The organism is Clavibacter sp. (genome assembly GCF_014802555.1).
Classification (GTDB): domain Bacteria; phylum Actinomycetota; class Actinomycetes; order Actinomycetales; family Microbacteriaceae; genus Clavibacter; species Clavibacter sepedonicus.
This window is the reverse complement of sequence record NZ_JAAVCB010000123.1, coordinates 1-24,719: the sequence shown is the minus strand read 5'-3', so window position 1 is coordinate 24,719 and position 24,719 is coordinate 1. Positions and strand designations below refer to the sequence as shown.

27 protein-coding genes and 1 pseudogene are annotated in these 24,719 nt (G+C 71.5%); 9 read left to right on the top strand and 19 right to left on the bottom strand.

The window, feature by feature from the left end; genetic code table 11:
- Window positions 1–37: 37 nt before the first annotated feature.
- Entirely contained in the window at window positions 38–1,039 is a 1,002-nt protein-coding gene (locus HDR73_RS13635; RefSeq protein WP_012298303.1) for an NAD(P)/FAD-dependent oxidoreductase, read from the bottom strand.
- 214 nt (window positions 1,040–1,253) lie between these two features.
- Here HDR73_RS13635 and HDR73_RS13630 point away from each other — a divergent pair, with 214 nt between their 5' ends.
- Window positions 1,254–1,478 carry a hypothetical protein gene (locus HDR73_RS13630; RefSeq protein ID WP_041464395.1) on the top strand — a complete coding sequence of 75 codons (225 nt, stop codon included), beginning with the start codon at window positions 1,254–1,256 and terminating at the stop codon, window positions 1,476–1,478.
- A 138-nt stretch (window positions 1,479–1,616) separates the two neighbouring features.
- Here HDR73_RS13630 and HDR73_RS13625 read toward each other — a convergent pair whose 3' ends face one another.
- On the bottom strand, window positions 1,617–2,690 hold the full coding sequence (locus HDR73_RS13625; RefSeq protein WP_012298302.1) for a GTP-binding protein: 1,074 nt from the start codon (window positions 2,688–2,690) through the stop codon (window positions 1,617–1,619).
- A gap of 99 nt (window positions 2,691–2,789) precedes the next feature.
- Between HDR73_RS13625 and HDR73_RS13620 the strand changes: the two genes are divergently transcribed.
- Complete coding sequence (locus tag HDR73_RS13620; protein ID WP_012298301.1) at window positions 2,790–3,164, top strand: Lsr2 dimerization domain-containing protein; 375 nt, start codon at window positions 2,790–2,792, stop codon at window positions 3,162–3,164.
- Between the two features lie 67 nt (window positions 3,165–3,231).
- Here the strand turns inward: HDR73_RS13620 and arfA are convergent, their stop codons facing one another.
- On the bottom strand, window positions 3,232–4,773 hold the full coding sequence (gene arfA, locus HDR73_RS13615) for an arabinosylfuranosidase ArfA (protein WP_012298300.1): 1,542 nt from the start codon (window positions 4,771–4,773) through the stop codon (window positions 3,232–3,234).
- 489 nt (window positions 4,774–5,262) lie between these two features.
- On the opposite strand from arfA, the gene HDR73_RS13610 reads away from it, so the two are divergent.
- Window positions 5,263–5,478: a hypothetical protein gene (locus HDR73_RS13610; protein ID WP_041464394.1), complete on the top strand. Its 216-nt coding sequence runs from the start codon at window positions 5,263–5,265 to the stop codon at window positions 5,476–5,478.
- Between the two features lie 24 nt (window positions 5,479–5,502).
- Here HDR73_RS13610 and HDR73_RS13605 read toward each other — a convergent pair whose 3' ends face one another.
- Together HDR73_RS13605 and HDR73_RS13600 are read right to left on the bottom strand one after the other, a co-directional pair.
- Window positions 5,503–6,744 (bottom strand): P-loop NTPase family protein, encoded by a 1,242-nt coding sequence (locus HDR73_RS13605; RefSeq protein WP_012298299.1) that lies wholly within the window; start codon window positions 6,742–6,744, stop codon window positions 5,503–5,505.
- Between the two features lie 73 nt (window positions 6,745–6,817).
- Window positions 6,818–7,711, bottom strand: a complete 894-nt coding sequence (locus tag HDR73_RS13600) for a serine hydrolase domain-containing protein (RefSeq protein WP_012298298.1) — start codon at window positions 7,709–7,711, stop codon at window positions 6,818–6,820.
- 113 nt (window positions 7,712–7,824) lie between these two features.
- Between HDR73_RS13600 and HDR73_RS13595 the strand changes: the two genes are divergently transcribed.
- Window positions 7,825–8,124 carry a hypothetical protein gene (locus HDR73_RS13595; RefSeq protein WP_012298297.1) on the top strand — a complete coding sequence of 100 codons (300 nt, stop codon included), beginning with the start codon at window positions 7,825–7,827 and terminating at the stop codon, window positions 8,122–8,124.
- On the opposite strand, the gene HDR73_RS13590 is transcribed toward HDR73_RS13595, so the two are convergent.
- The 3 genes from HDR73_RS13590 to HDR73_RS13580 are packed head-to-tail and all read right to left on the bottom strand — an operon-like array spanning window position 8,090 to window position 9,829.
- On the bottom strand, window positions 8,090–8,656 hold the full coding sequence (locus HDR73_RS13590; protein WP_012298296.1) for a GNAT family N-acetyltransferase: 567 nt from the start codon (window positions 8,654–8,656) through the stop codon (window positions 8,090–8,092). The genes HDR73_RS13595 and HDR73_RS13590 overlap by 35 nt on opposite strands.
- A gap of 33 nt (window positions 8,657–8,689) precedes the next feature.
- Window positions 8,690–9,088 carry a polyketide cyclase gene (locus tag HDR73_RS13585; RefSeq protein ID WP_012298295.1) on the bottom strand — a complete coding sequence of 133 codons (399 nt, stop codon included), beginning with the start codon at window positions 9,086–9,088 and terminating at the stop codon, window positions 8,690–8,692.
- A 60-nt stretch (window positions 9,089–9,148) separates the two neighbouring features.
- Window positions 9,149–9,829, bottom strand: coding sequence for an SDR family NAD(P)-dependent oxidoreductase (locus tag HDR73_RS13580; protein WP_012298294.1), 681 nt, complete (start codon window positions 9,827–9,829; stop codon window positions 9,149–9,151).
- A gap of 101 nt (window positions 9,830–9,930) precedes the next feature.
- Here HDR73_RS13580 and HDR73_RS13575 point away from each other — a divergent pair, with 101 nt between their 5' ends.
- The gene (locus HDR73_RS13575; RefSeq protein WP_012298293.1) at window positions 9,931–10,788 is read left to right on the top strand and encodes a helix-turn-helix transcriptional regulator; all 858 of its coding nucleotides are present in this window, start codon (window positions 9,931–9,933) and stop codon (window positions 10,786–10,788) included.
- A gap of 59 nt (window positions 10,789–10,847) precedes the next feature.
- On the opposite strand, the gene HDR73_RS13570 is transcribed toward HDR73_RS13575, so the two are convergent.
- The 5 genes from HDR73_RS13570 to HDR73_RS13550 form a co-directional block, all read right to left on the bottom strand.
- On the bottom strand, window positions 10,848–11,636 hold the full coding sequence (locus tag HDR73_RS13570) for a hypothetical protein (RefSeq protein WP_133064112.1): 789 nt from the start codon (window positions 11,634–11,636) through the stop codon (window positions 10,848–10,850).
- 243 nt (window positions 11,637–11,879) lie between these two features.
- Window positions 11,880–14,240, bottom strand: coding sequence for a beta-xylosidase/alpha-l-arabinosidase (locus HDR73_RS13565; protein WP_012298291.1), 2,361 nt, complete (start codon window positions 14,238–14,240; stop codon window positions 11,880–11,882).
- Window positions 14,237–15,142, bottom strand: a complete 906-nt coding sequence (locus tag HDR73_RS13560; RefSeq protein WP_012298290.1) for a carbohydrate ABC transporter permease — start codon at window positions 15,140–15,142, stop codon at window positions 14,237–14,239. Before HDR73_RS13560 ends, HDR73_RS13565 begins: the two co-directional genes overlap by 4 nt.
- Window positions 15,139–16,131, bottom strand: coding sequence for a carbohydrate ABC transporter permease (locus tag HDR73_RS13555; RefSeq protein ID WP_041464392.1), 993 nt, complete (start codon window positions 16,129–16,131; stop codon window positions 15,139–15,141). Before HDR73_RS13555 ends, HDR73_RS13560 begins: the two co-directional genes overlap by 4 nt.
- Before the next feature lie 9 nt (window positions 16,132–16,140).
- Complete coding sequence (locus HDR73_RS13550) at window positions 16,141–17,433, bottom strand: extracellular solute-binding protein (protein ID WP_012298288.1); 1,293 nt, start codon at window positions 17,431–17,433, stop codon at window positions 16,141–16,143.
- 223 nt (window positions 17,434–17,656) lie between these two features.
- On the opposite strand from HDR73_RS13550, the gene HDR73_RS13545 reads away from it, so the two are divergent.
- The gene (locus HDR73_RS13545) at window positions 17,657–18,667 is read left to right on the top strand and encodes a LacI family DNA-binding transcriptional regulator (RefSeq protein WP_041464391.1); all 1,011 of its coding nucleotides are present in this window, start codon (window positions 17,657–17,659) and stop codon (window positions 18,665–18,667) included.
- Between the two features lie 23 nt (window positions 18,668–18,690).
- On the top strand, window positions 18,691–19,185 hold the full coding sequence (locus HDR73_RS13540; RefSeq protein WP_012298286.1) for a tetratricopeptide repeat protein: 495 nt from the start codon (window positions 18,691–18,693) through the stop codon (window positions 19,183–19,185).
- An 18-nt stretch (window positions 19,186–19,203) separates the two neighbouring features.
- On the opposite strand, the gene HDR73_RS13535 is transcribed toward HDR73_RS13540, so the two are convergent.
- Complete coding sequence (locus tag HDR73_RS13535) at window positions 19,204–19,362, bottom strand: hypothetical protein (protein ID WP_215905400.1); 159 nt, start codon at window positions 19,360–19,362, stop codon at window positions 19,204–19,206.
- Between the two features lie 100 nt (window positions 19,363–19,462).
- Window positions 19,463–19,921: pseudogene (locus HDR73_RS16615) on the bottom strand (metallophosphoesterase family protein); the annotation flags it as partial.
- A 273-nt stretch (window positions 19,922–20,194) separates the two neighbouring features.
- Between HDR73_RS16615 and HDR73_RS13525 the strand changes: the two are divergent.
- Window positions 20,195–20,416, top strand: coding sequence for a hypothetical protein (locus tag HDR73_RS13525; RefSeq protein WP_133064111.1), 222 nt, complete (start codon window positions 20,195–20,197; stop codon window positions 20,414–20,416).
- A gap of 37 nt (window positions 20,417–20,453) precedes the next feature.
- Window positions 20,454–21,344, top strand: a complete 891-nt coding sequence (locus HDR73_RS13520) for a hypothetical protein (RefSeq protein ID WP_012298284.1) — start codon at window positions 20,454–20,456, stop codon at window positions 21,342–21,344.
- Window positions 21,345–21,550: 206 nt separating this feature from the next.
- Here HDR73_RS13520 and HDR73_RS13515 read toward each other — a convergent pair whose 3' ends face one another.
- The 4 genes from HDR73_RS13515 to HDR73_RS13500 all read right to left on the bottom strand — a co-directional run.
- Complete coding sequence (locus tag HDR73_RS13515; protein ID WP_041464389.1) at window positions 21,551–22,918, bottom strand: MFS transporter; 1,368 nt, start codon at window positions 22,916–22,918, stop codon at window positions 21,551–21,553.
- Between the two features lie 94 nt (window positions 22,919–23,012).
- Entirely contained in the window at window positions 23,013–23,552 is a 540-nt protein-coding gene (locus HDR73_RS13510) for a hypothetical protein (RefSeq protein WP_012298282.1), read from the bottom strand.
- A 26-nt stretch (window positions 23,553–23,578) separates the two neighbouring features.
- Window positions 23,579–24,154, bottom strand: coding sequence for a helix-turn-helix domain-containing protein (locus HDR73_RS13505; protein ID WP_012298281.1), 576 nt, complete (start codon window positions 24,152–24,154; stop codon window positions 23,579–23,581).
- A 41-nt stretch (window positions 24,155–24,195) separates the two neighbouring features.
- A partial coding sequence (locus HDR73_RS13500; protein WP_287136466.1) for an anti-sigma factor occupies window positions 24,196–24,719 on the bottom strand: 524 nt, incomplete at its 5' end.

Genomic DNA, 24,719 nt, shown 5'->3' with positions numbered 1-24,719 from the left:
GTGCGGACTCAAGTTTACTTCGGGATCCGACCCAGCGCTACCGGGCGACGGCCGCTGGCGCCGCCGCCACGGCGATCGCCACGTCCTCCGTGACCATCCCCGCGTTCGCCATCGCGCCCGCCATGGTGCCGGCCGCCATGGCCACGGGCACGTTCGCGGATCCGCTCGACGCGTTGCCCGCGATGAGGAGACCGGGCACGCTCGTCTGGCCCGTCGGATCCGCCGCGACGAACGGACCCCAGGGCGTCTCCTCGGTCGCGGCGCCGAGCGCGCGGGCGAACCCGTCACGGGGCGCGACGCCCGGCATGGCGAACAGCGAGTCGAGCTCGAGGATCCGGCCGTCGGCGAGCTCCACGCCCTCCAGCGCGCCGCGCTCGCCGAGCACGCGGACGGCCGCGGCCTCCTCCACGCGGATGCCACGGGCGTCGATGCCCGCGCGGGTCGCGGCGTCGATCTCCAGCGGTGCGCCGTCGGCCGTGCCGCCCGCGACGAGGAACGTGATGTCGGCCGACCACTGCCGCAGCATCTGCACGTGGTGGAGGCTGCCCGGCCCGGTCGCGAGCACCCCGATGCGGCGGTCGCGCACCTCGTATCCGTCGCAGTAGGGGCAGACGACGACGCCCGCGCCCCAGTGCGCGGCGAGGCCGGGGACCTCGGGCAGGACGTCGGCGAGGCCGGCCGCGAGGATCACGCGGCGGGCCGTGACCTCGGCGCCGCCGTCGAGCGTCACGCGGAAGCGCGGGCCGGCCGGATCCTCGAGGGCCGCGACCCGCTCCACCCGCCCGTCGACCACGACGCCGCCGTAGCCCTCGATCTCGCGCCGCCCCTCGGCGATCAGCTGCCGAGGTGGCTTGCCGTCGTGCCCGAGCACTCCGTGCATGTGCGCGGCGACCGCGTTGCGGGGCTGGCCGGCGTCCACGACGAGCACGCTGCGGCGGGCCCGCGCGAGCATGAGCGCCGCGCTCGATCCCGCCACTCCGCCGCCGATGACGACCGCGTCCCACTTCTGCTGACCTTCGATGCGCTGCGTGATGTCCATGGCTCGAGGCTGTCGCGTCCAATCGCGGCGCGCATGACTCCTTGCGGGATCGGCAAGGGCCCTGCGGTGCAGCGGGATCACGCGGGAGCCCTCCACAGATGACGCGCGCGCCGATCCGGGCCGACCGCGGGCTCCCACCCTCGTGTCGTCGCCCGCCGCTCGTGCACGTCCGCAGCGGCGCGCTCCGCCCCCCACGAGAACAAGGAGATGCACCATGACCACGACCGGGACCGCCTCGCGCCGCCCCTCGACCGCCGCGCGCTCTGCCCTCGCGCTCGGCGCGCTCAGCGCGGCGCTCGTGCTCAGCCCGATGGCCGCGCACGCCGCCACCGGCGTCGACACCACGGCCGCCGCGTCGGGCGCCGGGTACTTCCACGGCTGCATCGCGCCCGACTACCCGATCCCCGGCCAGGACCCGCACTGCGCTCCGGGTGCGTGATCGGCGACACCCGGATCACCCGGATCGGCTCACCGCGTGAGCCCGCGCGACGGCGCCGCCTCCCCCGCGGAGGCGGCGCCGTCGCGTGAGCGCGCGATCCCGAGGGGTCCGTCGTGACGGACGCCCGCACGGCCCGCGTCAGTGCCGGTGCTCGGTGTCCCAGACGGGGAACGGATCCGCGTACCCGTGCCAGGCATCGGGCCCGGCCACGAGCTCGGCGGGCGCGAGGAGGCACGCGCCGAGGATCCCGTCGAGCAGGGCGCCGTCGAGGTGCTCGCCCACGAACGCGATCTCCTGCCCGGCCGGCGAGTCGGCGTCCCAGCTGCGCATGGCGGTCGGGTCGAGGCTCAGCACGTCGCCCGCGGTCGCCCACGAGCCGACCGTCGCGGGCCGGGTCGCGAGGCGCACGAGCCCGCGCGAGCGGACGATCCGGCCGACGGGGCCCGGGACGAGGTCGTGCGCGACGGCCGCGTGCAGGCGGCCGGGGTGGAACGGGCGCGGGTCGCGGAAGACGTGCACGCCCATCCCGCCGGCCGAGGTCGCCGCGGCCTCGCCCGCAAGCGCGACCTGCCAGCCCGTGCCCGCGGCGAGCCCTCGGGCGCGCCCGCGACCGATGCGCAGGGGTGCCGGCGCGAGCGAGTCCCGGTCGGCCGTGGCGACGACGCGGGCGTCCGGGGCGAGGTGCGCGAGCAGGGCGACGGCTCGCCGGGCATCGGCGGTGGGGCGGTCGGGATCCAGGTCGTCGAGCACCACGACGCTCGCGCACTCGAGCCGCCCGGCCAACCGCTCGGCCGCGTCGAACGGTGTCGCGTCGGCGTCGCCCGGGTCGAGCAGCAGGTCGCGGATCTCGGCGACGGAGGAGACCGCGACCACGTCGAGGATGCCGATGGGAGTGGCCCCGGGGTGCCGCGCCTCGACGACGTGCTCGAGCACGAGCGCGACCTCGAGCGGATCCGCGGCGGGCTCGAGCGCGACGACCGCGAGCCCGCGGCGACCGTCGTCGGCGTCCGCGATGAGGCCCTCGGCGAGGCCGGCGCCGAGGTCGCCACTGTCGCCGCCCGGCGCCTCGACGACCGCGGGCGGCGCGGATGCGGGTGCGCCGACGGCGGCCGCGGCGACGCGCGACGCGGCACCGAGATCGCTCGCCGAGACGAGGGTGACGGCCAGCCCGCCGCGGACGACGGACGGGCGGGCATCGCGGTGGGGATCCATCCGCTCAGCCTAGAAGAGAATCGTTCTCATGTGCGCCGCAGGCGCTGTCGCCGCGGCGACCTAGGCTGCCGGAGGGGATCGAGAGCTCGAGGAGAAGGCATGACCGACGACGTGGATCCGCGCGATGACGACGAGCGCGGCGGCGCGGCGGGCGGCGCGACACCCGACGCGACCGAGACGGTGCGCTTCGGCCTCGACGGCGTCGTGCACGAGATCGACCTCGCTCCCGCCGACGCCCGCGCCCTGCACGCCGCGCTCGCGCCGTACGTCGCGGCCGGGCGGCACACCACGGTGACGATCACGCCGATCCACGACGAGCCCGCGCGAGCCGCAGGCGTCACCGCCGGCACCGCCCCGACCGGCGAGCGCGCCGCTGCCCGCGCCTGGCTCGAGGCGAACGGCCACAAGCTCGGCCCGGGCGGCCGCATCTCGGCGACGCTCATGACGCTGTACCGGGGCCGGGACGGGCGCTGACCCGGAGTGCACGACGCCCGCCGGCCGCGGAGGCGGCGCGACGGGCGCGTGGTCGAGCGGGCGCGGATCAGCCGAGCGACACGGCCGTCCACGACACGGGCGGCAGCGTGATCGTGAGGGTGCCGTCGGCGAGCGTCGCCGAGGCGTTCGGCGTGAGGCCCACGCGCTCGCGGTCCTCGAAGGTGTTCTTCGCGTAGACGTCCTCGTCGTGGATCCCCACGGCCTCGAGCACCTCGGAGACGGCGAGGCCGGCGACGTCGACCTCGATGGTGAGGGCCTCCGCCAGGCTGCGGTTCACGAGGAAGACCGCGGCGCGGCCGGTGGTCTCGTCGAAGGTCGCGACCGAGTCGACGAGCGGCGCGGTGCCGTGCACCTCGGTCTCGTACGTGCCCACGTCGATCCGGGGGCGCAGCACCTCGCCCTGCGCGAGCCGGCTCGTCACCGAGAACGGGAAGAACGTGGTCTGGCGCCAGGCGTCGCCGCCCTTCTCCGTCATGATCGGCGCGATCACGTTCACGAGCTGCGCGAGGCTGGCCGACGTGACCCGGTCGCTGTGCTTCAGCAGCGTGATCATGAGGTTGCCGAGCACGACCGCGTCCGCGACCGAGTAGACGTCCTCGAGCAGGTGCGGCGCGTAGGGCCAGCCCTCGGTGATGACGCCGGACTCCTGGTGCTCGTCGAGGTACCAGACGTTCCACTCGTCGAACGAGATGTTGATGGTCTTGTCGCTCTTGCGGCGGTACTTGACCTGGTCGGCCGACGCGACGACCGTGCGGATGAAGTACTCCATGTCGAGCGAGGAGGCGAGGAAGCTGCCGAGGTCGCCCTTGCGCTCCTGGTAGTAGGCGTGCGCGGAGATGAAGTCGACGTTGTCGTACGCGTGCTCGAGCACGGTGCGCTCCCACTCGCCGAAGGTCGGCATGCCGGATCCGCTGCTGCCGCACGCGACGAGCTCGAGCGTGGGGTCGACCATCTTCATGGCGCCGGCGGTGCGGTTCGCGAGCTTGCCGTAGTCGTCGGCGGTCATGTGGCCGACCTGCCACGGGCCGTCCATCTCGTTGCCGAGGCACCACATCTTCACGTTGTGCGGCTCGGGCGACCCGTTGGCGATGCGCTGGTCGGAGAGCGCGGTGCCGCCCGGGTGGTTCGAGTACTCGAGGATGTCGAGGGCCTCGAGCACGCCGCGCGTGCCGAGGTTGACGGCCATCATCAGCTCGCTACCGGTGAGCTCGCACCAGCGTGCGAACTCGTCGAGGCCGACCTCGTTGGTCTCGAGCGAGTGCCAGGCGAGGTCGAGGCGCTTGGGGCGGTCCTCGCGCGGGCCGACGCCGTCCTCCCAGCGGTAGCCGGAGACGAAGTTGCCGCCGGGGTAGCGGATGGCGCCGGTGCCGAGCTCCTTGACGAGGTCGACGACGTCGCCGCGGAAGCCGTCGGCGGTCGCGGTGGGGTGGCCGGGCTCGTAGATGCCGTCGTAGACGCAGCGGCCGAGGTGCTCGACGAACGAGCCGAAGGTGCGTCGGTTGACGGGGGCGACGACGGCGGTGCGGTCGATGGCGATCCGGGCGTCGGGTGCGGTGCGGGCGTCGGCCGTGGGGCGGGCGTCGGTCATGGGGTGGTCCTTCACATCATCGGGAGCGGGGCCGATCGACGCCGGTCGTGCCGGGTGGATCCGAGCCGTTACAACGTTGTAAGAACAACGTCCGCCCATTGTCCCGGGGCCGCGGGCGACGTGTCAACGCCGGTCGCGGCGCGTCCGCGCACGCCCGTGCGACCCTGTCCGGATGGACTCCGGATCCCGCACGCAGGCGCTCTTCCTCGGCGGGCGCTCGGGCGTCGGCAAGACGACGGTGGCGGCGGAGGTGTCGCGGATCCTCGCGTCGGCCGACATCGCGCACGCGCTCATCGAGGGCGATGCGCTCGACCAGGCCCACCCAGAGCCGTGGCGGCAGGGGATCCCGCTGGCCGAGCGGAACCTCGCGGCCGTGTGGCGCAACTACCGCGACGCCGGCTGGACGCGCGTGATCTACACGAACACCGTCAGCGTGCTCGAGCTGCCGGGCTCACGGCGGCGCTCGGCGGCGAGGTCGAGGCGGTCGGCGTGCTGCTCACGGCCGACGACGCGACGGCGGCCGCGCGGCTGGCCGGGCGCGAGATCGGGTCGGGGCTGGCGGAGGCGATCGAGCGGAGCGCGACGGCGGCGCCGCGGCTGGAGGCAGGCGCGTCGGACGCGGTGCACCGCGTGGCGACCGACGGGCGGACGGTCGCGGAGATCGCGGCGGAGGTGGTGGCGCTCAGCGGGTGGTGGCCCGCGTGATGGCGCAGAGGCGAGCCGGCCGCCTCAGCCGACACGCGGCCAGTCGCTCGTGAGGTGGGCCTCGATGGCGCGGTGCCGGAAGCCGTACGACGTGCCCCGGTCGATGATCCCGCGCACGGTATCCAAGCGCTGCGCCGTGGTGCCGACCTCCGCGGCCCTCGATCGGCCCATCTCCTTCGCGATGCGGGTGAGCGTGCGCTCCTCGGCGGGCAGCGCGGCCATCGCTTCCACGAAGGCGCGCTCCCGCGGCGAAAGCCGCTCGAGGATGCGTTCGACATGCGCGGTCGCCTCGCGCTCCGCACCCCGCCAGCCCGCGTGGACCTCGGCCCGGGTGATGGTCGTCCCGGATCCGGCGTACCAGGCGCGCTCCCCGGCCAGTTGGAAGAGGAACGGCTCCCCGCGGCACAGATCGACGATCGCGGCGGCGGCATCCTGGTCCATGCGGATGAGGCGGGTGCGCCCGGAGTCGTCCGCGACCTCCCAACCGGGCATGACGAAGTCCTGCAGCGCGGCACGGATGTCCTCGTCGTCGATGGCCGTCAGGATGGTCGTGCGGAAGCGCCGAGCGAAGGTCGCCCCCTTGTGCGCGCCAGCCCGGTCCTCGAAGTCCGGTAGGCCGGTGAGGTACACAGCGATCGGCAGGGACCGGCGGACTCGGGCACCGCCCGGTATCGGGACTTCCTCCTCGTGCGTGATGGCGTCGCCGAGCGCGATGAGGAGCTGGGAGAGCGTCCGCTCGTCCCTGATGTTCTGCACCTCGTCGACGTGGACCAGGGCGACCTTCTCGTGCCGCATCGCCGCGCGACCCACCTCGACGAGGAGCGCGGTCAGCGCCGCGTGCGGCTCGGGGCCGTCCTGGTCGGATCCCCCGCGCATGGTGAGCGACAGCCCCGCCGCCGCGACCGACTCGACGCGGGCGATGGCCTCCTTGATGCGCTTCTCGCGCAGGGAGGAGAGGCCCGCAGCCTGCGCGAGCTCCAGCACGGCCGCCGCGACCGGCTTGAGGGGATCCGTGCCGAGGGGGATGCGCAGCTGCGGCGTGACCCAGTCCCCGTCGCGGTCGGCAGACCACGCGATGCGGCGCACGAGGGCGGACTTGCCGAGCCCGGGCTCGCCGAGCACGGTACGGCCTCGCTCGGGGAGGCCCCGGAGGAGCCGGGGGCGGACCACGTCGCGCCAATCGCCGAGCTGCTCGATGCGGCCGGCCCAGATTTCCGGGACGGTGTCCGAGCCGGGGCTGAAGGGGTTGTCGGTCGCGTCACGCATGTCGGTAATGTTACCAAGCGCCGGACATCTTGGTAATGTTACCAGTCCCGTGAATCGACCGGGTTCCGGCCGCTCAGCCGACGACGGGCGCCGCGTCCGCGACGGCCGCCGCCGCCAGCTCGGCGAGCAGATGGTCCCGCTCCTCCTCGTGGGCCGTGATGGTGACGACAGCGTCGCGGGATCCGTCGACCAGCACGTACTGCCCGTAGCGGCCGTCGAGGCGCCAGGCGTCGCCGGGGCCGTCCCAGGTCGCGAGGCCGTATCGGGCGAAGGGAGCGGCGGGATCGGCGCCGGTGGCGACCCAGGATCCGTGCATCCGGTCGACCCATTCCTGGCTCACGAGCTGCCGGCCCTCCCACGCGCCGCGGTCGCGCAGCAGCCGGCCGATGCGCGCGAGCTCGCCCGTGCGGAGCTCCAGGCCGCTGCCGCCCACGATGAAGCCGAGCGGGCAGCGGTGCCACTGCGGGTTGTCGATGCCGAGCGACTCGAAGAGGCGCGGGAGGAGCCAGTCGCGCACGTCGCCGACCGCGGCGGCGAGCATCCGCATCGCGACGTAGGGGCTGGCATCGCTGTACTGGAATACGCGGCCGCGGCTCGGCCCGCTGAGCATCGCCTGCGCGAGGTCGGGGCCGGGCACGGGCTCGTCGCCGAACCAGGCGAAGTCGATGCCGCTGGTCATGGTGAGGAGGTGCTCGACGGTGACCTGATCGACGCCGGCGCCGAGGTCGAGGGCCGGCAGCAGCTCGGGGACGCGGGTGTCGGGCGCGAGGATCCCCTCATCCACCGCGATGCCGATGGCCAGCGCGCACACGCCCTTCGACACGGAGTAGAGGTTCTCGCGGTCGTCGCTCCGCCAGCGGTGCGCGACCTCGTCGGCGCCGACCCGCACGACGACGCCGTACGCGCCCAGCCGCTCGCGGTCGATGCCTTCGACGAGGCGGGCGAGGGCGTCGGCGGCGGTGCTCATGGATCCAGTGTGGCGCGGGGCCGGGCGGGGGCGCGCGCCTTCCGCGGGCGGGGGAACCGTGCGAGGGTGGCGGCTCGGCAGGGAGTCGACGGACGAGGGCGGCAGGGGGCGGCATGCGACTCGGGACGCGGATCACGATCGGGGTGCTGTCGGGGGAGCTCGTCGTCATGGCGGCGCTGCTGCTCCTCGCCGACCGATGGGTGGACATGGGCTGGCCCGCTCTCGGGATGGAGCACCCGCTGATCGGGCTCGGCTTCCTGATGCCGCCGCTGATCGTCGTGACGGCGGTCGCGCTCGTACTGCTGGCGGGGACGCGGATCCTCGTGGCCGAGGTCGGGGCCTGGCGCAGGCGGCGCGCGGAGCCGGTCGCAGCCAGGATCAGCGCATCGTCGCGTCCCGCTCCTCGTCGGTGAGCGCCCGGTCGGCGTAGACGAGGCGCATGACGGCGGGATCGGGGTTGCCCGGATCCGGCCCGCGGTGCGAGAGCGTGAGGCCCGCCCTCTCGGCCACGGCCGCCGACGCGTGGTTGTGCGCCACGAGGTACGCGACCACGGGCAGCTCTGGGCGGTGGATCCACGCCCGCTCGATCGCCCGCGTCGCCATCTCGGTCGCGTAGCCGCGGCCGTGCACGGTCGGCGAGAAGCGGTAGCCGAGGTTCCAGAAGGCGTCGTGCGCGATGCTGCAGCCGCCGAATCCGACGACCGCGCGGGCGTCGCGTTCCCGCACGGTCCAGGTGCCGAGGCCGTCGCGCTCCCAGCCCTCGACCCGCGCGCGGAGGAAGCGGTCGGTCTGCGCGGGGTCGGTCACGCGCAGCGACGGGTAGTGGGTCCAGACGGCGGGGTCGGAGAGGATCGCGTGCACCTCGGCGGCGTCGGCGACCGTCGGCCGGTGGAGGTCGAGCCGGGCGGTGCGGTCCTCGGGGGCGGCGAGGCGGGCGGACGGCATGCGACGACGGTAGCGGGCAGGCGGGTGAGCGGATCAGCCGCGGGCGACCAACGCCGCGAGCCGATCGAGGTCCTCCGCGACGAGCGCCGCGTCCTCCGCGAGGGCGACGTCGGTCATGCCCGGCCGGCGGAAGAGCGTGAACACGACCTCGCTGCCGTCGACGTTCGGGAGGACGCGCAGCGGGTTGCGCACGACGGTGCCGTCGGGGAGCGTCACGTCGTGGTCGAGGATCCCGAGCTCGCGCGGGCCCGCGAACGCGATCTCGACAGTGCCCATCGGTGAGTCCGACAGCCAGCGCCCGCCCTCGAGCCGGATCCCCGAGCTGACGCCCGCCGCCCACTCCGGCAGCCGCGCGGGGTCGCCCGCTACGGCCACGACGGACGCCACGTCCGCGTCGACGGATCGGGTGATGTGCAGCGCGGGCCAGGTCACGCTCCGACGCTACCCGGCAGCGGCCGCGATCGCGGCGTCGGACGCAGCGCGCGACCGACCTCAGTACTCGATGCGCCCGTGCCGGCTGTGGAACTCGCCGGTCGGCCCGTCCGGTCCCACGAGCGCCATCGCGACGGTCGCGTCGGTGCCCTCGGTCACGGTCTGGTGGCCGGTGTTCCCGTTGAAGTCGGTGGCCGTGTAGCCGGGGTCGGTGGCGTTGACCCGGAAGCCGGGCAGGTTCTTCGCGTACTGCACGGTCGCGGTGATGAGGGCGGCCTTCGACGTCGCGTACGGGATCGTCATCACGTGGCTCTCGTCGGTGCCGTAGCCAGCCAGGGCGCGCGGCCAGCCGACGCCCGAGGAGACGTTCACGATCACGGGGGCGGCGGACTCCCGGAGCAGCGGCAGCGCGGCCTGCGTCACGCGCACCACGGCGACGACGTTCGTCTGCAGCACGGCCAGCATCGCCTCCGGGGTGAGGTCGTCGACGCCCTGCGAGTCGCCGAGGATGCCGGCGTTGTTGACGAGCACGTCGAGCGCCGGGAGCGAGGCGAGCGCGCGGTCGACGGAGGCCTGGTCGTCGACGTCGAGCTGCACGGGGTGGGCGCCGAGGGCGCGGGCGGCGTCGCCGTCGGCCGTGTCGCGCATGCCGGCGTAGACGGTGTGGCCGGCCTCGATGAGGCGGCGCGCGGTCTCGAGGCCGAGGCTGCGGTTGGATCCGGTGATCAGCGTGGTGGTCATGGGTCGAGCCTGCGCCCCGCCCGCCGCATCGCCCAGGCACCGGTCGACGGGAGGACCGGCGGTACCAGGCTGATCCGCCTCCCCCCGCGCAGGATGGGGGCATGACCGAATTCGCGAGCATCCTCCGCTCCTGGCGCGAGCGCGTGCAGCCGGCGGACGTGGGCCTGCCCCAGGGATCCCACCGCCGCACCGCGGGCCTCCGCCGCGAGGAGCTCGCCGCGCTGGCGGGCGTGAGCGTCGACTACGTCGTGCGGCTCGAGCAGGGCCGCTCGGTGAACCCGTCGCCGCAGATGCTCGGCGCGCTCGCCCGCGCGCTGCGCCTCAGCGAGGACGAGCGCGACCACCTGCACCGGGTGGCGGGCGTCGCCCCGCCCGGACGCGGCGAGGTGCCGCGGCACATCCCGCCGGGCGTGCACCGCATCATCGACCGGCTGGGGGACGTGCCCATGGCGGTCTTCACGGCGACGCACGACATGCTCCTCTGGAATCCGCTGTGGGCCGCGCTCAACGGGGATCCGTCGACCCGCACCGGCTGGGATCGCAACCTCGTCTGGACCTACTTCACCCAGGGGCACGCGGGCACCGACTTCGACGCCGCGCACGAGGAGGAGTTCGCGCGCGACCTCGCCGCGGATCTCCGCACCGCCGTCGGTCGCTACCCGGCGGACCGTTCGCTCGCCCGGCTCGTGGCCCGGCTGCGTGCCGAGGTGCCCGAGTTCGAACGGCGCTGGAGCGAGGCGCGCGTCGCCGAGCACCGGTCGAGCCGCAAGACCGTCACGAGCACGCCGGTCGGCCCCATCACCATCGACTGCGACACCCTCTCGGTGCCTGGCAGCGACCTCCGCATCGTCGTCTACACGGCGGAGCCCGGCAGCACGGACGAGGCGCGGCTCGATCTGCTGCGGGTCACGGGGCTGCAGGCGATGACGACGGCGCCCGTGGAGGCGGCGGGCACCTGATCCGCGGAGCTTGCGCACCTCACGACGTCCCTCAACGAAGTAACGCGTCGCCTCGCAGGTCACACTTCGCTGATGACGGGTCCGCGCCCTCGAGTTCCCGCGTAGGCCACTCGGTAATTGACCTGTTCGCCACCTGAGCGCCTGAAAGTGACGATCCAAGGCGCGCTAGTCAACTTCCCATTGGCATTCATCTTGCGATAGGAACCCACCAGGTTGCCGACCGTCCACCGATCACGAGGATGCCTTGGGTGGTCCCAGGCCTGTACCAAATCAGCCAGCACAGAAAGAGGAACCGCGGCCGGTTTACGGTATTCACCATCACCGCCTACGCGGACGATATCAGCCTCGACCTCTTCGGTCGACTCCTCGGCTTCGAATTCTTCCGTCGACTCTTCAGATTCGATTCCCGCATCGCCCACGCCCGGTTCTGCAGACAACGCTGCATCGGCGATATCCCTGACGTTACCCATTTCCTTCACGATGTCATACGTGGAGGCCGCATGCGTAGCGGCGGAAGTGGAGTTCCCATCAATTTTCTCGAGAAGACGAGCATCGGCGGCCCCTTGGCGCCGATTTTCGGCGACTTGCCTCCGCCCTTCGACACCTTGACGGCGGTAGATCGAGAGCGCTATTGCCACGCCTAAGCTCGTAACACTGAAACTGAGCAACCCGACCCCATTCCACAAATTAGATGGAGAGTCGATGGTAAAAGTGAAGATAGCCAAGGCGAGAAGTGCAATCGACAATATATAAAAAGCAAGCGCAAGTAGGCCACTCGGGCTTCGCTTGTCCTCGTCGCTCTCGAATTTGACGTCGAGCCCCTCAGGGCGTACTTTTTCCGTGCTCACATCCCAAGCCTATTGGAATGACTGCCTGCAGTTCGCGTGCCTTTAGCCCCCCCCGTTATAGGGCCTCGAGGAGTGCCGATGGCAGGGGGGCAACAGCGCCGTAACGTTACGCCTCGCACGCCCGAGCCTTTCCTCCCACTCAGAGGCGATCACGGCGCATAACTCATCCCGAGCTCACGAAGCATTCGCGCGAGCCCGGGGAGAAATTTGCGATGACTTGCGAAATCCGACGATTGAATAAAGTCAGCGCACCTCGCGGTGCGGCTCGCCGTCGGCAAGGACGCGCTCCACCGACGTGCCCACGTACCGCTCGTCCGCGATCGTGACATGGTGCACGGATCCGACGACCGCGATCGCGGATTCCGTCTCCTTCACGGCGCTCGACGGCCCGACCCACAGCTCGACCGCGCCCGGCTCGACGACGCGGCGGTACCGCAGGTCGGTGAGGGCGAGCCGGGTGGTGGGCACGCGGAACGTGACGCGCGCGGACTCGCCCGCGGCCAGGTCCAGACGCAGGTAGCCGAGCAGCTGCGCGACGGGCCGGGTGACGCTGCCCTGCACGTCACGCGCGTAGAGCTGCACGACGTCGGTGCCGTCCCGGTCGCCCGTGTTGCGCACGTCGACGGTGGCCGTGAACGACTCCCCCGCGGCCACCTCCGCGACATCGACCCGCAGGTCCGAGCGCTCGAACGTCGTGTACGAGAGCCCGTGCCCGAACGGGAGGACGGGCGTGGGATCCGCGCTCGTCACCTCCGAAGGCCCGCCGAGGACCGGGTGAAGGTACGAGAACGGCTGCGCGCCCGCGGAGCGCGGGAGCGACACGGGCAGCCGGCCCGACGGCGACACCCGGCCGGAGAGGACGCCCGCGATCGCGGATCCGCCCTCCTCGCCCGGGAAGAACGCCTGCAGCACGGCGGCCGGAGCCGCATCGCCCTCGAGCGCCCAGGCCACCGCGTACGGTCGGCCGGTGAGCAGCACCACGACCACGGGGGTCCCGGTGGCGCGCACGGCCTCGACCAGCTCGCGCTGGACGCCGGGGAGCTCGAGGCTCTCGACGTCGTTGCCCTCGCCGACCGTGCCGCGGCCGAACAGGCCCGCCCGGTCGCCGACGACCACGACCGCGAGGTCGGATCCGCGTGCCGCCTCGACCGCGGCGTCGAAGCCGGAGCGGTCGTCGCCCTCGACGTCGGCGCCGTGCGCGAACACGACCTCCGCGTCGGGTAGCTCCGCGCGGAGCGCCTCGGCCACGGTCGGGATCGCGAATCCGAGCGGTGTGCCCGGGTGGTGCGCGAGCACGTGGTTCGCGAACGAGTAGCAGCCCATGAGCGCCTCGGCGCTGTCGGCGCTGGGGCCGATGAGCGCGATGCGTCCGGGAGCCGCGCGGTCGCCGCCCGCGAGCGGCAGCGTGCCGTCGTTCGCCAGCAGCACGATCGACTCCTCCGCGAGGCGGCGCGCGACGTCCCGGTGGGCCGGGGTGTCGAGGTCGATCTCCATGGGCGGATCCTCGAACGTCGCGTCGAGCAGCCCCAGCTCCTCCTTCTCGTCGAGCACGCGGAGCACCGCCCGGTCGACGAGGGACTCGTCGGCGAGCCCGGCGCGGATCCGCTCCGCCAGCGGCGCGAGGTACGCGTCACCCGTCGGCAGCTCCACGTCGATCCCTGCCTCGAGGGCCAGCGCCGCCGCCTCGCCGCGGTCGCCCGCGACGGCGTGCATCACCTGGAGGAACGCGACGGAGAAGTAGTCGGAGACCACGACGCCGTCGAAGCCCCAGCGCCCGCGGAGCACGTCGGTGAGGTACTCCGTCGTGGCGCCGACGGGCGCGCCGTCGATCTCCGCGTACGAGTTCATGACCGAGCGCACCCCGCCGTCGAGCACCGCCATCTCGAAGGGCGGCAGCAGCACGTCCTCCACGAAGCGCCGGCCCACATGCGCGGGCGCGTGGTTGCGCCCCGACTGCGAGACCGAGTAGCCGACGAAGTGCTTGAGCGTGGCGTGGATCCCGGCCGACTGCAGCCCCTTCGCGTACGCCGTCCCGATGGTGCCGACCACGTACGGGTCCTCGGCGATGCACTCGTCGACGCGGCCCCAGCGGGCGTCGCGGATCACGTCGAGCACGGGCGCGAGGCCCTGGTGCACGCCGAGCTCGCGCATGGACCCGCCGATGAGCGCCGCCATCTCCTCCACGAGGCCCGGGTCGAAGGAGGCGCCCCACGCGAGCGGCGTGGGGAAGGTCGCGGCCTGCCACGCGGCGAGCCCGGTGAGGCACTCCTCGTGCACGAGCGCCGGGATCCCGAGCCGCGTCTCCTTCTGGAGGCGGCGCTGCTCGGCCCACAGCCAGGACGCGCGCTCGACCGGATCCACGGGCCGGGTGCCGTACACGCGGGTGAGGTGCCCGAGGCCGTGCTCGGTCGCCTCCTCGTAGCGGCCGGTCGTGGCCATCTCGCCCTGCATGGGCGCGACGACCTCGCCGCCCTGGTCGACCCAGTAGCCGACGATCTGCGCCAGCTTCTCCTCGAGGGTCATGCGCGCGTGCAGCTCGCGCACGCGCTCCGACACCTCGGGGAGCGCGACGACGACGGGCTGCGAGGACTCCGCCCCGGTCACCCCTTCACCGCGCCGGTCAGGCCGCCGACGATGCGGCGCTCGAAGATCGAGAAGAAGATCAGCGCCGGGATCATCGACAGCGACGTGAACGCGAGCACCTTGGCCGTGTCCACCGAGTACTGCGACGAGAACGACTGCACGCCGAGCGGCAGCGTGTAGATCGACGCGTCGCTCAGCAGGAACAGCGGCAGCAGGTAGCTGTTCCAGCTGCCGATGAACGCGAGGATCCCGACCGTGATGACGCCCGGCATCGACAGCCGCACGACCATGCGGAAGAAGAACCCGATGCGGCTGCACCCGTCGATGAACGCGGCCTCCTGGATCTCGTCCGGGATGGCCCGCAGGAACGGCACCAGGATGATGATCGTCGTCGGGAGCGCGAACGCGATCTGCGGGAGGATGATCCCCGGCAGCGAGTTCGTGAGGCCGAGCGAGCGGATCACGATGTAGAGCGGCGTGATCGCCACGGTGATCGGGAACATGAGCCCCGACGCGAACAGCGCGTAGAGCGCTCCCCGGCCGAAGAACGTGTAGCGCGCCAGCACGTAGCTCGCCATGAGGCCGAGCACGACCGCGCCGACCGTGGTGCCGATCGCGGCGATGAGCGAGTTGCCCACCTGCCTCCAGAACATCGAGCCCCCGAGCACGTCGAGGTAGTTCTGGATCTGGAACGGCGACGGGAAGCCCGCCGGGTCGGTCGTGATCTGCGCGTTCGTGCGGAACCCGCCCAGGATGATGTACGCCACCGGCGTCAGCATCAGGGCGATCAGCACGACCGCGACGAGGTACGGGATGGGGTTGCCGCCCTGCCCGGGCACCTTGGCGCGCTTCGGCTTCGGCGTCTTCGTCGAGTAGGTGGGATCCAGGTCCGCGTTGCGCGGAGCCGCGGTGACGATGCTCACTTCTTCTTCCTTTCCGCACCCGTGAGGGCGCCGGCGGTGTCGCGGTTGAGCACGAACCGCTGGTAGATGAGCGCGACGACCAGGGAGATGAGGAACAGCACCACGGCGACGGCGTTGCCGTACCCGTAGTTGCCGGATCCGCGCCCGTTCGCCACGAGGTACGTGGCCATGGTCGAGGTGCCCGCGGTGGCCGAGATGTACTGGCCCCAGATGATGTAGACGAGGTCGAACAGCTGCAGCGAGCCGATGATCGACAGGAACGCCCAGATGCGCAGCGTCGGCGCGAGCAGCGGCAGCGTGATGCGCCGCTGGATCTGCCAGTAGGACGCGCCGTCGATGGCGGCCGCCTCGGAGAGCTCCTCGGGGATGCCCTGGAGGCCGGCGAGGAAGAGGATCACCGCGAAGCCGATGTACTTCCACGTGATGATCGTCATGAGCGACCAGATCGCGATGTCGGGGTTGGCGAGCCAGTCCTGCTGGAGGTCGGCCAGGCCGATGTTCGCGAGGAAGCCGTTGAGCGCGCCGGAGCCCTGGAGCATGAGGCTCCAGCCGGTGCCGACGACGACCTCGGAGATCACGTACGGCACGAAGATCAGCACGCGGATGATCGACTGGCCGCGCAGCTTCCGGTTGAGCAGGAGCGCCACGAGGATCGCGATGACGGCGTTGTGCATCAGCGCCTCGTGGAACGTGGGGTCCTGGAGGATCGTGATGTAGTTCCGGAAGCCCACGAACACGGTGGGCGGGCCGAAGCCCTGCCAGCTGAAGAAGCCGTAGTAGGCCGCCATCACCACGGGGTAGATGACGAAGCCCACGAAGAAGAGGAGGGCCGGGCCGACGAGGATCAGGACCTCGAGGCGACCGGACCAGCCGAGGCCGCGGCGTCGCGCACGAACCGCCGAGGGCGGCGTCGTCGCGACGCCGCCCTCGGGGTGTGCAGGATCAGCCGCGGGACGCTGCTCGTCGAGCGAGCTCTCGCGGATAGCCATGTCGAGCGCCTAGGCCTTCTTGGCCGCGTCGCCGACGGTCTGGATGAGCTTCTCCGGGCTGCCATCGCCGGCCATGAGGTCGACCACGCCGACGTTCATCGCGTTGCCGACGTTCAGGCCGTAGACCGTGTCGAGCCACTGGGAGACGTAGGGCGCGTCGTTGTACGCCGCGAGGATCTCCTTCAGGTACGGCTCGGTCACCGCGGTCTGCGCCTCGGTGTTCACGGGCGGGGCGTTGAAGGCCGCGTAGTACTCCTTCTGCACGTCGGCGGTGCCGATGTAGTTGAGGAAGTCGACGCACTGCTTCGGGGCCTGCGCGGAGCAGGAGTACCCGTCGATGCCGCCCATGATGGAGCCGGGCTCGCCCTTGCCGCCGGAGATCTCGGGGAAGGGGAACCAGGACAGGTCGGCCAGCGGCTTCTGGTCGGGGGTCAGGCCCGCGATGACTCCCGGGTCCCAGGCGCCCATGAGCTCCATGGCGGCCTTCTTGTTGGCGATGAGGCCGGCCGAGGAGCCGGCGCCCTGCTGCGCGGCGGTGGTGAGGAAGCCGTCGTTGAAGGGGTTCGTGCCCACGAGGTCCTCGACGTCCTGGCCCGCCTTGATCCAGCAGTCGTCGCTGAAGTCCTTGTCCGTGGCGGCCTTCTCGAGCGTGGCGGAGCTGCACTCGCGGAGCGCGAAGTTGAAGTACCAGTGCGCGGCGGGCCAGGCGTCCTTCGCGCCGAGCGCGATGGGGGCGACGCCCGTGGCCTTGAGCTTGTCGACGGCCGCGTCCAGCTCGTCCATCGTCTTCGGCGTCTCCGTGATGCCGGCCGCGGTGAAGAGGTCCTGGCTGTAGAAGATGCCGCTGGGGAGCACGGCGACCGGCATGGCGTACGCCTTGCCGTCGATCGAGTTCGCGTCGAACGCGCCCTGCGAGATCTGGCCCTTTACGTCGGCGGAGATGCCGTCGGTGATGTCCATGATCTGCCCTGCCGCGACCGTGGCGGCGAGCTTGCCGCCGCCGCGCTGCAGGAAGATGTCGGGCGCGTCGCCGGAGTTCAGGGCGGTCTGGAGCTTGCCGTCGAGGTCCTCGTTCTGGATCGAGGTGGCCGTCACGGTGACGCCGGGGTTCGCGGCGTTGAAGTCGGCCGTGACCTTCTCCCAGAACGCCTTGCCCGGGCCGGTGGTGGAGTTCTGCCACAGCGTCATCTCGACGGGGCCGCCGTCGTCGCCGCTGCCGGAACCGCTGCCGCTGCAGCCGGTGAGGGCGAGGGCCCCCACGAGCAGGGCCGCGGATCCCGTGAGGATCTTCCGTGCCTTCATGTCGTTCTACCTGTCTCTTCATTGAGCGCACCCTGGCGGGTGTCGGGGGGTGGGCGTGCACGAGCCGCGTGCCTGGTGCTGTGGGGTGCGACTCGATCCGGTCCCGTGTCGCGGTCGCGTCGTCGCGTCGTCGTGACGGGGGCCGGCCGGGCAAGTCTCGGTCGCGCACCGATCTTCGTCAAACGTTTTCGAAATCCTTTTCTCCAGGCGTAGGGTGCGGTCCATGTCCCGCCGCCCCACCATCCACGACGTCGCCGCTGCCGCCGGCGTCTCGGTGTCGACCGTGTCCAAGGCGGTGAACGGGCGGTACGGCATATCGGCCGAGACGTCGCGCCGCGTGATGGAGGTCGTCGAGCGCCTCGGCTACGAGTCGAGCCTCGTCGCGAGCAGCATGCGCTCCCACCGCACAGGCGTGATCGGCGTGCTGGTGGCGGGCTTCGAGCCGTTCAGCGCCGAGATCCTGAAGGGCGTGGGCGCGGCGCTCCGGGCGTCGCCGTACGACCTGCTGGCCTACAGCGGATCCCGGCAGGTGGACAACACGGGCTGGGAGCGCCGGTCGCTCAGCCGGCTGAGCGGCACCCTCATCGACGGCGCGATCATGGTGACGCCCACGGTCGTGACGGCGTCGACCGAGATCCCCGTCGTCTCCATCGACCCGCACACGGGGCCCGCCGACCTCCCGAGCGTCGAGTCCGACAGCCTCGGCGGCGCGCTCCAGGCGACCCGGCACCTCCTCGAGCTCGGGCACCGGCGGATCGGCTTCCTCGCGGGCCGCCCCGACCTCCGATCCGCGACCCTCCGCGAGACCGGCTACCGTCGCGCGCTGCAGGAGGCGGGCATCGCGTTCGACCCGGCCCTCGTGCGCTCTGGGTTCTTCCTGACGGCGCCCGCGCGGGAGCCGGCGCGCGCCCTCCTCTCGATGTCGGACCGGCCGACCGCGATCTTCGCCGCCAACGACCTCTCGGGCATCGCCATCCTCCAGGTGGCGGCCGAGCTCGGGATCCGCGTGCCGGAGGACCTCTCCGTCATCGGCTTCGACGACATCCCGGAGGCCTCGCAGATCACGCCCTCGCTCACCACCATCCGCCAGCCCATGCAGCGCCTCGGCACCACCGCGGTGGACCTCCTCATGTCGCTGATGGCCGGCACCGAGCCCGACGCGATGCGCGTGCAGCTGCCGACGCGGCTGGTGCGCCGGGCGACGACGGGGCCGCCGCCGGCGCGGTCGCGCTGACCGGCGGCTGCCAGGCTGGCGGGATGGACCACGACGACTGGGACGCCCGGGTCGCCGCCTTCTGGGCGGCCGCCGACGACGAGCGCGCGGACGAGACCGTCGCCGGCATGCGCGCCCTGGTCGCCGAGCGGCCCGACGGAGATCCGCGCGGCCTCTTCGAGCTCGCCTGCGCGCACGACTACGTGGGCCAGGAGGTGGAGGCCGTGCCGCTGTATCGAGCCGCGCTCGACGGCGGGCTGGATCCCGAGCACCGACCGCTCGCGGTGATCCAGCTCGCGAGCTCGCCGCGCAACGTCGGCGAGCCCGCGGAGGCCGTCGCCCTGCTCGAGGCCCTGCCGGACGACGACGACGCGGTCGGGCGCGACGCCTTCCTCGCCCTCGCGCTGCACGACGCCGGGCGGCCGACGGAGGCGCTGGCCCTCGCGCTGCGGCGGCTCGCGCCGACCGTTCCCGGCTACGGACGCGCCATCGCGGCGTACGCGGACGAGCTCGCGGTGCGCGATCACGCGGAGGGCTGACGACCTGAGCTGTCGGCGTCACCGGCCGTCCCGCGGTCCGAACGCGGCCAACGCCTCGCGGTCGGTCGACGGTCGGCGGACCGCCTCCTGGAGCCAGGCGACGACGTCCGGGTAGGCCGATGATACGGCCGTCTCGCGGATGAGATCGTTGGCGTCGATGCGGGTGCGCCCGATCACGACCGCCCCGGCCTCGAGCACCGCCCAGTGAGCCCCCCTCTCTCCCGTACGGGAGCCCGACGCTCCCGGCGTTGATCACCAGCCGGCCGTCGACGAGCCGGACGAACGGCATGTGGGTGTGGCCGCAGACGACGGCGCGGACGGCGGGATCCACGTCGCGCAGCACCTCGTCCCAGCGCTCCTGACGGCTGTCGACGAGCACGATCTCCTCGTCGTCCCGCGGGGTGGCATGGCACAGGAGGACCGGCCCGAAGCCGTCCACGTCGAGGGTGATCCGCTCGGGCATGCGCTCCAGGAGCTGCTGATGGACGGGTGTCAGCTGGGCGGCGCCCCACACGGACAGGGGATCGTCGGACAGACCAACGTCGATGCCCTGCGACATCCGCAGCAGCTCCCGGTCGGCGTTGCCACGGACCAGGATCGCCCTGTCGCCGAGAGCGAGCAGACGGTCGAGCACCTCCGTCGGCTGCGGTCCCCACATGTGGTCCCCAGTGACGACGATCAGCTCGGCCCGCTCGATCGCGGGTTCCCGGAGCACCCGGTCGAGCGCCCCGAGCATGCCGTGGAGGTCGGAGAGGACGGCGATGGACGACGGCATGCGACCACCGTGGCACGAGAGGCGGCCTCATCGCCCGAGGACGATCAGAGTCGCCTCTGCCACCAGCGCCTTCTGCGAGCGGCCTTCTCGTACGGCGGCAACGGGGTCGCGTGCCCATCGAAGGCATCCGGTCGATCACCTCTGCTGTGGTCCGGGGCCCGGTCGCTCTCCGCTCGCTGACGTCGTGCCTGCGCTTCCGCCAGGGCGGCCGTGAGCCGTGCATTGAATCCCATCATGTCATCGCTCCTCAATCCACTGCCTGATTCCGCATGCACAGAAATGACGCGCACGCGACGCTTCGGTATTTCATCTTGCGATGATATCGCCCGCGCACCGCAGGCCGCCATCTTCTCGCTGACCACCAGCGGCGACGCAGTCACGGCACTGTGTTTCGATTTATTACCTTGCCACGCTTCGGATGTGGAATGGTTCCGGCGAGTTGAGCTTGGAGACTGACTCCCAACATAGGCACACCGACGAAAGGAACCATCTGATGAAACGAAATCGAATTGCTATAGCATCATTTCTATCCGCTGCCGCACTGGCGATGACCGTGGCGACGCCAGCGCATGCAGCGACCGCGACTTTCTTCGACGGCAGCGCAGCTCCTGACGTCATCTATACAGAGGGGACGGTGTACCAGAGTCGCACAGGGATCACGGCCGGATTCACCGAGGAGACGATAACCGGGTTGGCCAACATACAGGTCTGGCTCGGCACAGCCACCACGAACGCGTGGAGCTACCAGGCCACGATCTACGACACCCGGAACTACCGGAAGGGTGCGTTCAGATGGAAGTCGCCCGGGGAGACTGCCAGCCTCAACGCCAGAGCCACGGCCTTGGATGTCGGCCGGATCCGCAGTGATGCCCTCAATGATTCCACAGCCGCCGAGGGCCGCATCGAAGAATCTGCCGTCCCGAACCGCGCCTTGGCTCATGTCGCCTCCGCGTCCGGGTTCTCGAAGGATGACTTGGTCGCGATCGGTCAGTTCGAGGGGGTGCAGCTGTGGAAGGCGTCAAACGCGTCTGATACCTTCTTGTTCACCACCGGCGACTCCGAGAATGACTACGTCACATCCGCCCGGGCGTCGAACAGCAGCTTCTCCCAGCGCGCGATCTCCGTCCGGAACAGCATCCCGGAAGCGGATGGTGCCGTTCAGACTCATCAATTCGTCCTCACCGACGACGCCCATGAAGCGGATATCGCGTCCGTCGAGGGCCTACGCAACATCGGCCACGACCTGTTCGTGGACACCAGGGCCGACGAGCGCACAGAAGATCAGATCACCACGTTCGGCACCGAAGGCGCCGTCACGACGAGCGAAGTCGGAGAAGCACGTGAGCCCCACACCTATGCCCTCGCGCTCTCCGGTACGCAGTGATCGTCCGCGATCGAAGGCCTGACTGACCTCGACACGATCTGAGTTGGTCTCGACTCGCCTAGCTGGACGACCAGGGGGCGCAGCCACCGTCACGGTGGCTGCGCCCCTCCTCGGCATCCGCTCTCAGATGCGGCTCGCCTGTCGCGCGCAACGGAATCCACGGCTCGCCGAGCGCCGGTGGCTGATCCAGCTGCGCAAGGGAAGGGCTAGGCAACGGGGGTCGTACGCGGAGGGTCTTCTACGGTGGGCGAGGCATCGGAAACCGCAGTTTCCACCGCATCCGCCTCCACTTTCTTCTCCCGGGCGATCCGGATCGCGGCGCGGCCGGACGGCAGGGAGATGGCGACCGTGATCACGACGACCGTGATGATCCCCGCCGCGACCAGCAGCGTCTGCACGCTGAAGACGTCGGCGAGCGGGCCGAAGGCGACCGCGCCGATCGGGGTCGCGAGCGCCATGACGATCCCGACGTAGCTGAAGACGCGGCCGTGCATCTCGGGCGCGACGGTCTCTTGCACGAGCGTCATGAACGGCGCCGAGAACAGCGGCACGAACAGGCCGATTGCGAACATGAAGCCGTAGAACACCCAGAGGTTGGGGCTCAGGCCGAGGCCGGCGGTGAAGATCGCGAAGCCGAAGCAGCTCACGAGGATCAGCGTCATGCGGTCGGACTTCGCGAACAGCGTCGACACGAGCGCGCCTCCCCCGAGCATGCCGACGCTGAAGGCGATCTCGAGCACCGTCACCATCCACACCTCGGTGCCGTAGGTGCGCGCGACGAGCAGCGGCGTGATGAACGACGGTGCCACCGTGAGCAGGAAGATGATCGCGAAGAGAACCAGCAGCCAGCGGACGACCGGGTTGCCGCCGATGTAGCGGATCCCCTCGACGAGGTCCTCGCGGTACGTCGACGTCTTGTCGGCGATGGACGCGAGCGTCGGCACCGCGACCGAGAGCAGGAACGCGATGCCGATGGCGGCCGTGATCGCGTCGACGAAGAAGAGCGGCACGAGGCCGTAGGCGGCGTAGACCGCGCCCGCGGCGGCCGGCGCGAGCAGGGCCATGGCCGACTGGATGGTGCCGAAGATGCCGTTGATCCGCAGCAGCTGCTCCGGCGGCACGATCTGCGGGATCATCGCCTGCACCGCGGGCGTCTGGAACCCGGCGCCGACGGAGCGCACGGCCACCGCGAGCAGGATGATCCAGAGGTCGGTGACCCCGTTCATCATCAGCAGGGCGAGCGCGACCGTGACGATCGCGATGGTGCTGTCGGAGACGATCACGAGCACGCGGCGGTTCATGCGGTCGGCGAGCGTGCCGCCGAAGATCGAGACGATGCCCTGCGGGAGGAACGCGCAGACCGCGTAGAGCGCGATCGCGAGGCCCGAGCGGGTCTCGAACGTGACGTACCACATGACCGCGTACTGGACGAGCATCGAGCCGAACAGCGAGACGGTCTGGCCGCTGAGGAACAGGGTCGCGTTGCGCTTCCAGCGGGCGGCGACCACGGCCGCGTCGGCGTCGCTCATCGCGGGCACGTCGGGCACGTCGGCCTGCGCTGCCGGGTCGCTCATCGGGTCCTCGCCTGCTCGCGTTTCCTCGGGTACGGATCGCCAGATTACGGGGCGGCGCGGGCGGCGCGCCAGGGGTCGGGCGGGTGATCCGCCGTCAGCCGACCACCGGCGGCGGCGGGGTGTCGGGGCGCTCAGGGAGTCCGACGTCGAGGATCCTCAGGATGAGCTTCTCCGCCTGCGCCGACAGGTCGTCTCCCGGGTAGTAGGCCTCATGCAGGTCCTCCAACTCGGACAGGGACGAGAGCCCGCATATGACCATGAGGCGAGAGATGTCCCGGCCGTCGCGACCTGGGCGCCCGGCGTGAAGCTTCATCGCCAGCAGGGCCTCGGCCGATGCGATCTCGACCACCAAGCCCTCCCCCACGAAGATCTCGATCCACTCCACGTCGCGGCCGTACGCCGGGATGAAGAACGCCCCGTCGTCGTTCAGCCAGTCCGAGCCCCAACCGCGCCTCTCCGCGATGAGGGTGACGGACTCCTGCACGTCGCCATCGAACCTCAGGCGCGCGTCGATGTCGACCGTCGTCCCGCGATCGAAGTGGCACAGCGTGAGTGCCGCGCCCCCGAAGATCTGCATGCGCCCGGTGACGCCACGGAGCCGCAGCGCGGCGATGAGCTCGGACAGCGCGGCCATCAACGCGCTCCGGTCGAGTGCATGCATCAGACGCTCGCCAGGGTGGCCGGATCCAGGAGCACGCCATGACGCCGGAACGCCGGGACCGCGCGCTCCGGGTCCACCGGCAGGTCGTAGACGCCGTCTCCGAAGATCCAGCTCCTCCGCAGCCGGCGTTCGTCCGAGCTGACCCAGGAGGGGAGAGGGAGGCCCTCCTCCTCGAGCCGGTGCTCCACGAGGCCTGCGACAGCCGCGTCCCAGCGCTTCTCGCCCGTTCGAGCCGGCTCCGCGATGGTCAGCGCGAAGCGGACCTCGTGGTGGACAGCAGCCAGGTCGTCCGCGAGCTGGATGAAGTGGCGGACGGCGAGCTCCCTGTCCCCTTCTGCCAGTCGCGAGGCGATCTCCGCCGTCGCGCTGGCTGCCGTCTGCCGCCGGGTCGGGATCGAGATGAGCTGATGCCCGGTCGCGAGCAGGAGCCGATCGACGGTCTCGGCACTGGGGCTGCGCCGCCCGGACTCCAGTTCCGACAGCGTCGACTGCGCAACCCCGGAGCGACCGCTCAACTGGCGCTGCGTGTATCCGCGGCTCCGTCGTGCGGCATGGACCAGTTCACCGATCGACATGATGCACCTCCTCGATACCAGCAATGCTATCAGGGGACGCCTCAGAGGTCCCGGCTCGCCAGCACCACGTCGGAGTCGGACGGCGTGATCTGCACCTCGCGGATGCGCTCGATGGGGAGGCTCGAGGTGGCCGCGAGCTGGGTCGCCTCGGCCTGGCCGGCGCCCCACGTGGCGACGATCGTGCGGGTGCCGTCGTCGGCGATCGCCACGAGGTCGTAGGCGCCCTTGCGCGCGCCGCCGCCCGCGTAGGCGCAGCTCCAGTCGAAGCGCGTGCCCCACGGCTTGGCCGTCACGGCGAGCTGCGCGGTGACGCCCTCGTCGAGCTCGGAGCGCATGCTCACGGCGTCGGCCGGGAGGCCGGTCGAGGAGGACGGGTCCGCGGACGGCGACGTGACGGACGGGGCGGGATCCGCGACGGGCGCGCTCACGCCGGCGCGGAGCGCGGAGCCGAGGCCCGCGCCGCCGACGAGGAGCACGAGGGCGGCGGCCACGAGGATCCACCCGCCCGTGCGGCGCGACACCGGGAGGCGCGCGGGCGCGGACAGGGGACGGCGGCGCCGGCGGG

Coding starts and splice junctions, on each gene's coding strand:
- HDR73_RS13635 (WP_012298303.1), bottom strand. CDS start 1,039: ATGGACATCACGCAGCGCATCGAAGGTCAGCAGAAGTGGGACGCGGTC.
- HDR73_RS13630 (WP_041464395.1), top strand. CDS start 1,254: ATGACCACGACCGGGACCGCCTCGCGCCGCCCCTCGACCGCCGCGCGC.
- HDR73_RS13625 (WP_012298302.1), bottom strand. CDS start 2,690: ATGGATCCCCACCGCGATGCCCGCCCGTCCGTCGTCCGCGGCGGGCTG.
- HDR73_RS13620 (WP_012298301.1), top strand. CDS start 2,790: ATGACCGACGACGTGGATCCGCGCGATGACGACGAGCGCGGCGGCGCG.
- arfA (WP_012298300.1), bottom strand. CDS start 4,773: ATGACCGACGCCCGCCCCACGGCCGACGCCCGCACCGCACCCGACGCC.
- HDR73_RS13605 (WP_012298299.1), bottom strand. CDS start 6,744: ATGCGTGACGCGACCGACAACCCCTTCAGCCCCGGCTCGGACACCGTC.
- HDR73_RS13600 (WP_012298298.1), bottom strand. CDS start 7,711: ATGAGCACCGCCGCCGACGCCCTCGCCCGCCTCGTCGAAGGCATCGAC.
- HDR73_RS13595 (WP_012298297.1), top strand. CDS start 7,825: ATGCGACTCGGGACGCGGATCACGATCGGGGTGCTGTCGGGGGAGCTC.
- HDR73_RS13590 (WP_012298296.1), bottom strand. CDS start 8,656: ATGCCGTCCGCCCGCCTCGCCGCCCCCGAGGACCGCACCGCCCGGCTC.
- HDR73_RS13580 (WP_012298294.1), bottom strand. CDS start 9,829: ATGACCACCACGCTGATCACCGGATCCAACCGCAGCCTCGGCCTCGAG.
- HDR73_RS13575 (WP_012298293.1), top strand. CDS start 9,931: ATGACCGAATTCGCGAGCATCCTCCGCTCCTGGCGCGAGCGCGTGCAG.
- HDR73_RS13555 (WP_041464392.1), bottom strand. CDS start 16,131: ATGGCTATCCGCGAGAGCTCGCTCGACGAGCAGCGTCCCGCGGCTGAT.
- HDR73_RS13550 (WP_012298288.1), bottom strand. CDS start 17,433: ATGAAGGCACGGAAGATCCTCACGGGATCCGCGGCCCTGCTCGTGGGG.
- HDR73_RS13545 (WP_041464391.1), top strand. CDS start 17,657: ATGTCCCGCCGCCCCACCATCCACGACGTCGCCGCTGCCGCCGGCGTC.
- HDR73_RS13540 (WP_012298286.1), top strand. CDS start 18,691: ATGGACCACGACGACTGGGACGCCCGGGTCGCCGCCTTCTGGGCGGCC.
- HDR73_RS13525 (WP_133064111.1), top strand. CDS start 20,195: ATGTCATCGCTCCTCAATCCACTGCCTGATTCCGCATGCACAGAAATG.
- HDR73_RS13520 (WP_012298284.1), top strand. CDS start 20,454: ATGAAACGAAATCGAATTGCTATAGCATCATTTCTATCCGCTGCCGCA.
- HDR73_RS13515 (WP_041464389.1), bottom strand. CDS start 22,918: ATGAGCGACCCGGCAGCGCAGGCCGACGTGCCCGACGTGCCCGCGATG.
- HDR73_RS13510 (WP_012298282.1), bottom strand. CDS start 23,552: ATGGCCGCGCTGTCCGAGCTCATCGCCGCGCTGCGGCTCCGTGGCGTC.
- HDR73_RS13505 (WP_012298281.1), bottom strand. CDS start 24,154: ATGTCGATCGGTGAACTGGTCCATGCCGCACGACGGAGCCGCGGATAC.